This window comes from uncultured Ruthenibacterium sp. (assembly GCF_963558415.1).
Taxonomy (GTDB): domain Bacteria; phylum Bacillota; class Clostridia; order Oscillospirales; family Ruminococcaceae; genus Ruthenibacterium.
In genome coordinates, this window is record NZ_CAUWGY010000089.1 from 1 (window position 1) to 9438 (window position 9438).

Annotated in this window: 9 protein-coding genes; 2 read left to right on the forward strand and 7 right to left on the reverse strand. The window is 41.6% G+C overall.

Going from position 1 to position 9438, the window contains the following annotated elements; all coding sequences use genetic code 11:
- From murB to hprK, 4 genes are all read right to left on the reverse strand, one after another.
- Positions 1-584, reverse strand: a 584-nt coding sequence (gene murB, locus AB5H98_RS11530; RefSeq protein WP_367926043.1) for a UDP-N-acetylmuramate dehydrogenase, incomplete at its 3' end; no start/stop codon positions are given.
- Between the two features lie 14 nt (positions 585-598).
- Entirely contained in the window at positions 599-1567 is a 969-nt protein-coding gene (locus AB5H98_RS11535) for an ROK family protein (RefSeq protein WP_367926044.1), read from the reverse strand.
- Positions 1564-2313 carry a phosphatase gene (locus tag AB5H98_RS11540; RefSeq protein WP_367926045.1) on the reverse strand — a complete coding sequence of 250 codons (750 nt, stop codon included), beginning with the start codon at positions 2311-2313 and terminating at the stop codon, positions 1564-1566. The genes AB5H98_RS11535 and AB5H98_RS11540 overlap by 4 nt, the downstream gene beginning before the upstream one ends.
- Before the next feature lie 18 nt (positions 2314-2331).
- Positions 2332-3264 carry an HPr(Ser) kinase/phosphatase gene (gene hprK, locus AB5H98_RS11545; protein ID WP_367926051.1) on the reverse strand — a complete coding sequence of 311 codons (933 nt, stop codon included), beginning with the start codon at positions 3262-3264 and terminating at the stop codon, positions 2332-2334.
- 263 nt (positions 3265-3527) lie between these two features.
- Between hprK and AB5H98_RS11550 the strand changes: the two genes are divergently transcribed.
- Positions 3528-4703, forward strand: a complete 1176-nt coding sequence (locus tag AB5H98_RS11550) for a glycosyltransferase (protein WP_367926046.1) — start codon at positions 3528-3530, stop codon at positions 4701-4703.
- Between the two features lie 15 nt (positions 4704-4718).
- A complete protein-coding gene (locus AB5H98_RS11555) occupies positions 4719-6089 on the forward strand; it encodes an NAD(P)/FAD-dependent oxidoreductase (protein ID WP_367926047.1) in 1371 nt (456 codons plus the stop codon).
- 43 nt (positions 6090-6132) lie between these two features.
- Here the strand turns inward: AB5H98_RS11555 and AB5H98_RS11560 are convergent, their stop codons facing one another.
- The 3 genes from AB5H98_RS11560 to AB5H98_RS11570 all read right to left on the reverse strand — a co-directional run.
- On the reverse strand, positions 6133-7203 hold the full coding sequence (locus tag AB5H98_RS11560; RefSeq protein ID WP_367926048.1) for a hypothetical protein: 1071 nt from the start codon (positions 7201-7203) through the stop codon (positions 6133-6135).
- Positions 7184-8200 carry a GerAB/ArcD/ProY family transporter gene (locus tag AB5H98_RS11565; protein WP_367926049.1) on the reverse strand — a complete coding sequence of 339 codons (1017 nt, stop codon included), beginning with the start codon at positions 8198-8200 and terminating at the stop codon, positions 7184-7186. Before AB5H98_RS11565 ends, AB5H98_RS11560 begins: the two co-directional genes overlap by 20 nt.
- Positions 8193-9438 (reverse strand): spore germination protein (locus AB5H98_RS11570; RefSeq protein ID WP_367926050.1); only part of this gene is annotated, 1246 nt, incomplete at its 5' end. The genes AB5H98_RS11565 and AB5H98_RS11570, both read right to left, overlap by 8 nt.

Genomic DNA, 9438 nt, shown 5'->3' on the forward strand with positions numbered 1-9438 from the left:
GACAGAACAAAGTTTGCCGACAAAATACACCAGGGCATGTATGCAAAGGCAGACGTACGATATCCCAGAGAAAGCGATTGTGCGTCAAGAGTAATTTCATGTCCTTGATCGTCCAAAAATGTCACATCGCGTAAAATATCCTTTATTTCGCCCCCGTAAGCACCGGCGTTCATATAAACTGCACCGCCAACACACCCCGGAATTCCAAAAGCAAATTCCATGCCGGACAGTCCTGCATCCGCAGCCGCAAGACAAACTTTGGACAACGATGCCCCAGCTCCGGCTTTTACAATGTTACCTTGTACTTCAATCCGGCTAAAAGATTCTCCTACACGAATAATTACGCCGTTGTAACCGGAGTCAGAAAACAATACATTTGTCCCGCGTCCTAAAAGGTAAGTGCGCACCCCAAGTTCTGTACATTTATCCCGTACAGCCTGTAATTGCTTAGCATTTTCCGGTGTGCAATAAATTTCTGCAGGTCCACCGATTTTAAAAGAGGTATGACGCGACATGGGCTCCTTCCGCGCACAGGGAATTTCCTGTTGAATCATCCAGTTGAAAACAGCATCGATTTTTTCCATTGATACACGCCCTATTATTTATTATTTTGACGGCCGAGACTTGCGGCGCCAATAATACCCGCGTCATTATGCAACTCAGCGGCTACGATTTTTGTTCGATGATTGCTATTGCGAGCAAAATCTTCTTCATCCACAAGTTTACGCAGCGGGGCCATTAAAGTTTCCCCTTCGCGAGAAACTCCACCACCAATACAAATAATTTCCGGTTGAAAAATATTTATGACGTTAATCAGGCCACAAGCTACATACCGAACAAATTGTTCGACCAATTCCGTTGCGAGTGTATCACCGGCACGCATTGCGTCAAATGCAGTTTTGGCATTTACCTTTTTTAAATCACCATCAACCATTTTCCACATTATATTATCTTTATGAGCTTCCAATGCAGCACGAGTATCCTCCTCAAGAGCACGTGCAGAAGCATATTTTTCCCAACAGCCCTTTCGCCCACACATGCAAGGCCGGCCATCCATCTCAATAACAGTATGCCCTATCTCTGCGCCTGCCGAATTGAAACCAGAAAAAATCTTTCCGTCCAGGATAATTCCGCTTCCAATTCCAGTCCCCAAGGTAATAACCACTGCACTACGGCTTCCTCGCGCACCACCAGCAATATATTCTCCATACGCCGCAGCATTCGCATCGTTTTCAATATATACTTTTCCCGGAAGAAGCTTTTCCATTGCATCTGTCAAATGCCAATCCCAATAACCAAAATTCGCATTAAATTCAATGATTCCCGTGTTGGGATTGACACTTCCCGGAGTTCCAATTCCCGTCCAAAGAATGTCCTGTTCAAATGATAAATGGTTTCGTTCCACCAATTCACGACAAATTTCGGCTATGGACTGCTCCACCTCAGATTCTGGCCGCGGCAAATTTGTTTTGCGGGAAAGATGGTCGATGATATGATACGCCTCGTCTACAAGACCAACCGCAATATTGGTTCCGCCTAAATCTACTCCAAGTGTATATCGTTTCATTCTGTTTCCTCCATAAATTTTAGAATTGTTTTTTGGCGCTCGCGAAGCAGGCGAATGAAGTTTTCTTTCGAAGCATTAACAATCAATTCCGGCGGAAAATCAATATCTTTCAATAGTTCAAGAATATTATTGACGCGCCCAAGATGATAAATTGAATGCGCATCGGAGTTGACAGCCACCATCGTTTGATTTTTCTTGCAAGCAAGTGCCAAATTCCGGAGATTCTGCTCATTGCCAGGTCGAACAACACAAGAATTAGCGTTCAGTTCCACTACTTTTTTCTTTGACGAAAAAACTTGAGTAACCGCGTCATAATCATATGGATAGAATCGACTCTCCGAATGTCCTATCATATCTACAAGTGGATTTTCGGCCACATTGATCCACAACTGAGTCACTGTATCTTCCTTCACTGGTCCAGGAAATGTATCAGAATGTATAGACACAATTAGCCAGTCCAAATTTAACTTTTTCAACGTATCACAGTCAAAATCAAGTGTCCCATCCACATTGCACACATTTGCTTCCATTCCTTTTAAAACCCAAATGTCTTCCATGCGATGCGGCAAAGTCGTTAAATTGTGAAAATACCACGGATGCGCACTGTCTGGCATCAAAGGACCATGGTCTGTGATTGCTAATGCAAAATGTCCAAGGTCATGAGCACGCCGCGCCATTTCCGTAATCGTGTTAAAAGCATGATTTGACACCATGGTATGTGTGTGTAGATCGGCAATGATCTCCATAGAATCCCTCTTTACTGTTTAACCATTTACATCATTTTCCAGTCCAAGACGCGCCAAAAGATCCTGAGCCGCATTATAACCCATCTTCTTTTGACGGTTATTGATCGCAGCCGCCTCCAAAATTACGGCCAGATTTCGACCGGGCATGACTGGAATTACCGTGCTGGGAAGCGGCAGTCCCAAAATTTCTGTTGTATCCGTTTCCAGTCCTGTCCGACTATAATTTTTAGTTTTATCCCAAGGTTCCAGATGAACTACAAGATCAATTTTCTCACTCATTTTAATAGCACCAGAACCAAATACTCGTGCCACATTAATGATGCCTACGCCACGAAGTTCAATAAAATGGCGAATATTCTCGGGAGCCGTACCCAAAATAGTACGATCTGATACCCGCCGCAGTTCCACAGCATCATCGGCAATCAGACGATGTCCACGCTTTACCAGTTCGATGGCGGTTTCACTTTTTCCAACGCCACTTTCGCCTAAAATTAGCAGTCCTTCGCCATACACTTCTACAAGAACTCCATGTCTTGTGATACGCGGGGCTAAATCTACACTCAAAATGGAAATCAAACCACTCATCATACTAGAGGTGCTCTCAGAACTGCCAAGAACAGGGACCTGATATTGTTCTGCAAACTCAAAAATTGCATCACAAATTGTCAAATCTCTTGTGACAATCACCGCAGGCGGTTTCATAGAAAAAAGAGTGTGAACATGGCTTCTGCGTTCATTTTCTGGCAAAGTATGCAGATAACCCATTTCTGCATTTCCAAGAATTTGAATGCGGGTACGGTCAAAGTATTCATCATATCCCGCTAATAGAAGACCTGGTCGATTCACATCTGCGGACCGAATAGGAATTTCTTTCAAATCCTTAGGCGTGTATGCGACCCGAAGATTCATCTGTTTTACGATTTTATCAAGAGAAACACTGAAATTCACCATCATCAAAACCTCACTTTTCCAAGATTGGACGAAAAGAGTGTTACCCATGTTTATTATATAATAACGTCAACCAGATATCAATTTGCTTTTAAATAGAAAACTGGGACAGATTTAAGCGATTTTTTTACTTTTTTTAAATTCTGAAAAACATTATCGTTATCTAGAAACCAAAACAAAAATCTCTTCTCAAAACGATTTAATTCTGATATAATAAATTGTAACTGTGCTTTTGCAAATTCCAATTGCGATAAGGAGATGCAATAATGAGAATTGCCCTTTTTGCTGAGACATATTTTCCTTTTATAAGTGGAATTGTAACGCATATTCAAACGTTGAAAGAGGCTTTGGAGGATGAAGGACACGAGGTATTGATCGTGACCGCCAGCCCTAAAACCAACCGGCATTATGTAAAAGACGGTGTATTATATTGTCCTGCAATTCCAATGAAACGGATTTATGGCTATGGATTTTCGAATCCTCTGAATATGGAGCGATTAAATATTATCCGTCAGTTTAATCCCGATATTCTACACATTCATACAGAATTTAGTATGGGGATTTTTGCTCAATTTGCCGCCAGAAAACTGAAAAAGCCCATTGTATATACATTGCATACAATGTACGACGATTATCTTTTCTATGTAGCCCCACATAAATTCGGTCAACAGATGGTAAAACCTGCAGCGCATCTGTATTTTCGTAGTACGGCAAACAAAGCAACCGAAATTATCGGCCCGTCGCTTAAGGTTGTGGAATTTCTTCGTCGATGCGGCGTAGAAAGACATATCAATATTATTCCCAATACCGTCGATTTATCTGATTTTTTACCTCAAAACGTTTCTTCAGACGATGTCCGTTCTATCCGGCAATCTCTCGGAATAAGGGATGGGGATACCGCTCTTTGTTTCGTTGGGCGTCTTGGAAAGGAAAAAAGCATTGATACTTTGATTGACTTTTTCGCACAAAATTGCAAAGGCGACGACCAATACAAATTATTTATTATTGGCGATGGTCCTGAAAAAGACAATCTTTCCAGACAAATTCAAGACTTGGACATTTCATCCCAGGTAAAATTGCTTGGCCGAATCGAACATGCCAATCTCCCCCCTTATTATCATGCATGTGATCTTTTTGCCACAGCGTCTTTGTCGGAGATGAACTCAATTTCCATGTTGGAGGCCATGGCTAGTGGTTTATATGTATTGCAACGTTTAGATATTTACAATAAAAATCAAATCCAAAGCGGTGAAAATGGTGAAACCTTTACATCCTCCAAAGGATTTGGAACATTGATCTTTGAACAGGCAGCTTTAACAACTGATCAAAAACTGGCCAGGCGCCAACGTGTGACGGCCTTTACTAACCGTTACGGTAAAAAAGAATTTATTGCTCAAGTCTTGAATGTATATGAGCGAGCGATTGCAGAATACAAAAAATAAAGGAGCATGCTTATTATGCAAAAATATGATGTAGCTATTATTGGTGGTGGAATTGGAGGGTTGATGAATGCATATCGACTTTGCACAAAATCCCCCGAATTAAAAGTTATCTTATTTGAAAAAGGACATGATATAGAAAAGCGTTTATGCCCGATTGTAGCTGGAAAGGTCTCAACCTGCATTAAATGCAAGTCCTGCGCTATCATGGAGGGACTTGCTGGCGCAGGTGCGTTTTCAGACGGAAAATACGTAATCTCCACTGAATACGGTGGATGGCTGCCCGAGTTTTTAGAGCCGAAAACGGTTTTGGATTATATTGAACAAGCAGATGGCATTCTTCAGTCTTTCGGTGCACCCGCGGAACGTTTTATGCCCAACAATGAGTTAAAGAAGAAGTGTTTAGAATATGATTTGCACATGTCACAAGCACAGCTAAAACATTTGGGCACAGATGCTAACTTTGCCACCATGTGCAAAATGGTTTCATTCTTGAAAGAGCGCGTCACGATTCTTTCGGACACAGATGTTACCGATGTAGACAAGGCTACCCATACGGTCTATTATTCTAATAACCAAGGCAATGATTCAATTAGTGCGGAACATATTGTATTTGCAGTAGGTCGCGTTGGAAGCCGTTTCTTTGCAAAATGGTGTACCAAAAACGCAATCCCTTTAAAAAACAATCAAGTGGATATCGGTGTTCGTGTTGAACTCCCCAGCGTCGTATGGGAAGATTTTTCTAAAAAGATTTATGAGCCTAAAATTTGGTATCGCTCTAAACAATATGGCGATGTAACACGCATGTTCTGCTTCAATGAACGCGGTCAAGTTGTAATGGAAAACACCTCCGGTGTGTTGACGGTAAACGGACATGCCTATGTTGATGAGGCTAAGAAAAGCGAAAATTCAAACTTTGCCCTGCTCTCGACCATTCGCTTCACAGAGCCCTTTAAAGAGCCAATTGAATATGCGCGCAGTGTGGCAGGGCTTGCCAATCTAATCAGCGGTGGCAGTGTTTTGGTGCAACGGCTAGGAGATTTGATTGCGGGACGCCGGACCGATGCAAGACGTTTGGCTCAAAGCACAGTTCGTCCTACTTTGAATGCAGTTCCTGGCGATTTGAGCTTATGCTTGCCGAAACGCCAGCTTGATAACATCGTAGAGACCTTGGGCGCTTTGGATAAAGTCGCTCCTGGAACAATGAACTATGACACACTTCTGTATGGTGTGGAATGCAAATATTACTCTGCACGGCCCGATTGTACAGATTTCGAATTGGACGGATGTGAAAAAATTTATGCGGTTGGCGACGGTACGGGATTTACCCGTTCCTTGTCACAAGCGGCTGCTCACGGATTGTATGTAGCAGATAAGATTCTTAAATAATTCAAAAAAGAGGTCCTGTAAAAACAGGGCCTCTTTTTTATATTTAGGAATCCGACAAGTTCCCTATCACCTGAATTTGGATATGCGATTCCATCTGATCCTGTGACTTCCACGCTTCTATTCGCTTAGCATCATGAAGACGAAGCCACCATTCCCATTGAAACACATCATTCTTTTCATAAAAAGTTTGGCTCACAATGTTTGACACGGTATCCACCAACCACCGGTTAGCCATAATGAGTTCTTGCGATGAACGATTAATGGAAACTGTTTTTCCATCGATACTTAAATGCTCTAATCGCCCAGAAATGGAAAGCTGAAGTAACAAATCATCTTCTTTTTCCAGCACTTGTGTTTCCATGGTAAGCGGACCCGTTTTCAAAGAAATTTCTTGTCCATCGTATTGTGCCTGTGTAGACAATCTTTGACTTTTTCCATCCAGCATTAAGGCAACCTGAAGTTCTGTTGCATTCCATACCTCATAACACTGGTCCTCTTTAAAAAGAAATGCTTTTTTTACACCAATATAATCTTCTTCGGGAGAGAATTCCAAAACCGGAAGCCATCCGCTTTCTCCCTTTTCTCCGGGGATCGATTCGTAAATACTTTTTGCCGGACTCGCCTGAGTTAATGTTCGATCTGTAAGCCTTTCCCCTTCTTGAATTACATTTTCAATTATATCATCACACTTGGAAAATTCATCGCCTTCCAATTCCGTCAAATATACGGAAAGATTCAACCGTCCGACATCTTCTTGACCAAAGTAGCTGAGATAGGAAGAAATATTTTTTGTCGCTCCCGGCCCCAAAAGTAAAAGTTCATTTTGTGCATAAAATACTTTTTTATTCTGTTGCTGTTCCGCAAGATACAAAGCTTCTTCTAACGTATCTCCTTTTGCCATGTAAATTTTGGCTTTGCCCGTAACGGAAGCAGTATCCGAATTAGGCTCACAAGTAAATACTACTAAAGCTGCCTCTATCTTTCCATCGGCAAGCGTATTCATATAGACTGCTTTTACAATTGCTCGTTCTCCTAAACTTCGACTTTGAAAACAGCCGCACAGCACAAAGCACATTAGAACGGTTAACATTGTTTTAACCATTGTTTTCCGCATGATGCAGTCTCCTTTCAAGGCAGACCTGTAGAATAAGCATAAGCATAAAAACACCTGTTCCAACACTCTGAATACATTCCTGTAAGGATTCTGGACACAAAAGTGCTAAACCAAGTCCAATCGCGACACATCCAATGGACTTAAGCTCTGAGTGCATACGATTTGGGGTTATACGTAATAAACTGCTCTGAACGGCACAAACATACACCGAAGCTTTAGCTGCTTCTGCCATTGACCAAACAAATACATGCAACGCATCTAACCGTTTAAATACGGAGAGTCGTCCCAATCTGGATAAAGAGTGAAGGACTTGTGTTTGTTGAGCCGTTTGTTCACCAAGTACCATTTCCTCACATAATTTTAAAAATATTGTCAAAAGAGTAAAGGCCCAGAAAAATTTTGCAAGTGAATTTTTATTTTCAGGATTCTTCACTTGAAGGTAATTCAACACCAGCAAAAGTACCGGCGATAGAAAAAAGCCAGAGAAAGCTGCGTGTAAAATATCCCCCATTGAAAAAGGCTTTAATATTAAGTTTTCCGGTTTCATCTGAGCGATATTGGCGATGATGAGTAAGATCAGTGAACCAGCAAATGGCCAAATGAGAAGGTTAGCCAATCGAATCGTTGCTTCCATGCCCGTGCGAAGCACGTAAAATAAAAGCATCAGAAAAACGACGTATACCGCCAATGACGTGTAGGAAGCATCGCTTGTAAAGCGAAAAAATTGTTCTGTGCGAACGAGAGTACATCCACAACTGAACGCCATAATCAACAACAATAAAAATTGAAGTCCGCGTCCAAAACATTTTCCAGAGGAAAACCGAAGTACAAATAATAAAATCACATATATCAGAATAGAATCGATCACAGTGGCCGGTATAGCAATCTGCGCACGAAAATATTCTTTTTCCATAAATGAAGTAATTGCCAAGTCAATGGTTACCATCAAAAACAAAGCCGGAAGTAACGTTTTGGCATTGAGTTTTTGTCTATTCATTATTTTTCTCCGGCCTTTCTTGCAATTGATTTACAGAAAAATTTGACTTTGCAAGTGTTTTCCAATTAGCACGTATGATTCCATCTCTTAAAAAAGCACGGCTCGCAGGTGCAATGGGAGAAAGGTAAGGTATACCAAAACTATTCATACTGCATAGATTGCTTAACATCCACACCGTAAGCGCAGAAATTCCAAGTGGACCTAAAAGTCCGCCTGCAAGAATGAACAAAATCCGTAAAACCGTTGCTGGCTCATAAAGAGATGGAACTACATAAGTGCAAATAGCGGTCAATGCGGTAACGATTACAACCGGAGTGCCAAGAATTCCCGTACTAACTGCCGCATCTCCCACAATTAAAGCCGCGACCAAGCTTACCGAATGGCCAATGGGCTTAGGAAGTCTCAGTCCTGCTTCTCGCACAATTTCAAGCAAAAAATTCACAAAAAGTGCTTCTAGGAAAAGCGGCAATGGTGTAGCCAATTCAGCAGATGCTACTTTGTAAAGCAATTGGGGTGGCAACAATTCCGGTGTGAAGTTGGCGATGGAAACAAACACACCAGGAAGCATGACCGCAAGAAAAAAAGCAAGGTATTTAAATACGCGTATCAAAGACGAAAAATATGCTTTTTCCGAGTAATCATCCATACTTTGAAAGTTCTCATTAAAAAAGTATGGAACAATCATAGCAAAGGGACTTCCATTTGCTAAAATAATGATTTTCCCCTCGCAGATTTTGGCACTGGACGTATCAGGACGCTCTGTATATCCAACGGCTTGAAAAAAAGAAAAGCGGCTTCTTTGTAAAAAGGAAGCGAGGTATCCACTATCAAAGACAAATGGCAGTTTCGTTGTTTCGAGCCTTTCTTTTACAAGACGTAAAAGTGAATCGGAAACCAATTTTTTATTATAAAGAAGAGCAATTTCGGTCTGCGTACGCTCTCCAAGTGTCATTGTTTCTACCATAAGCTCATCGCTACGTATTAAACGACGAATCAGACTAATATTGACGCGCAGTAATTCGGTGAATCCCTCACGTGATCCACGTATATTGCTTTCGCCGCTCGGTTCTTGTACAGAACGAAACTGCATACTTTGCGTTGAAAGTACCAAACCTCGTTCCACGCCATCCACCAAAATCACACTTGTTCCGGCGGTCAATTGAGCACGAGCATCCTCGACGCAGAGAACACATTTTGACTCCATGGGAATTGCTGTCTGCTTCCAGATATAATCGAAT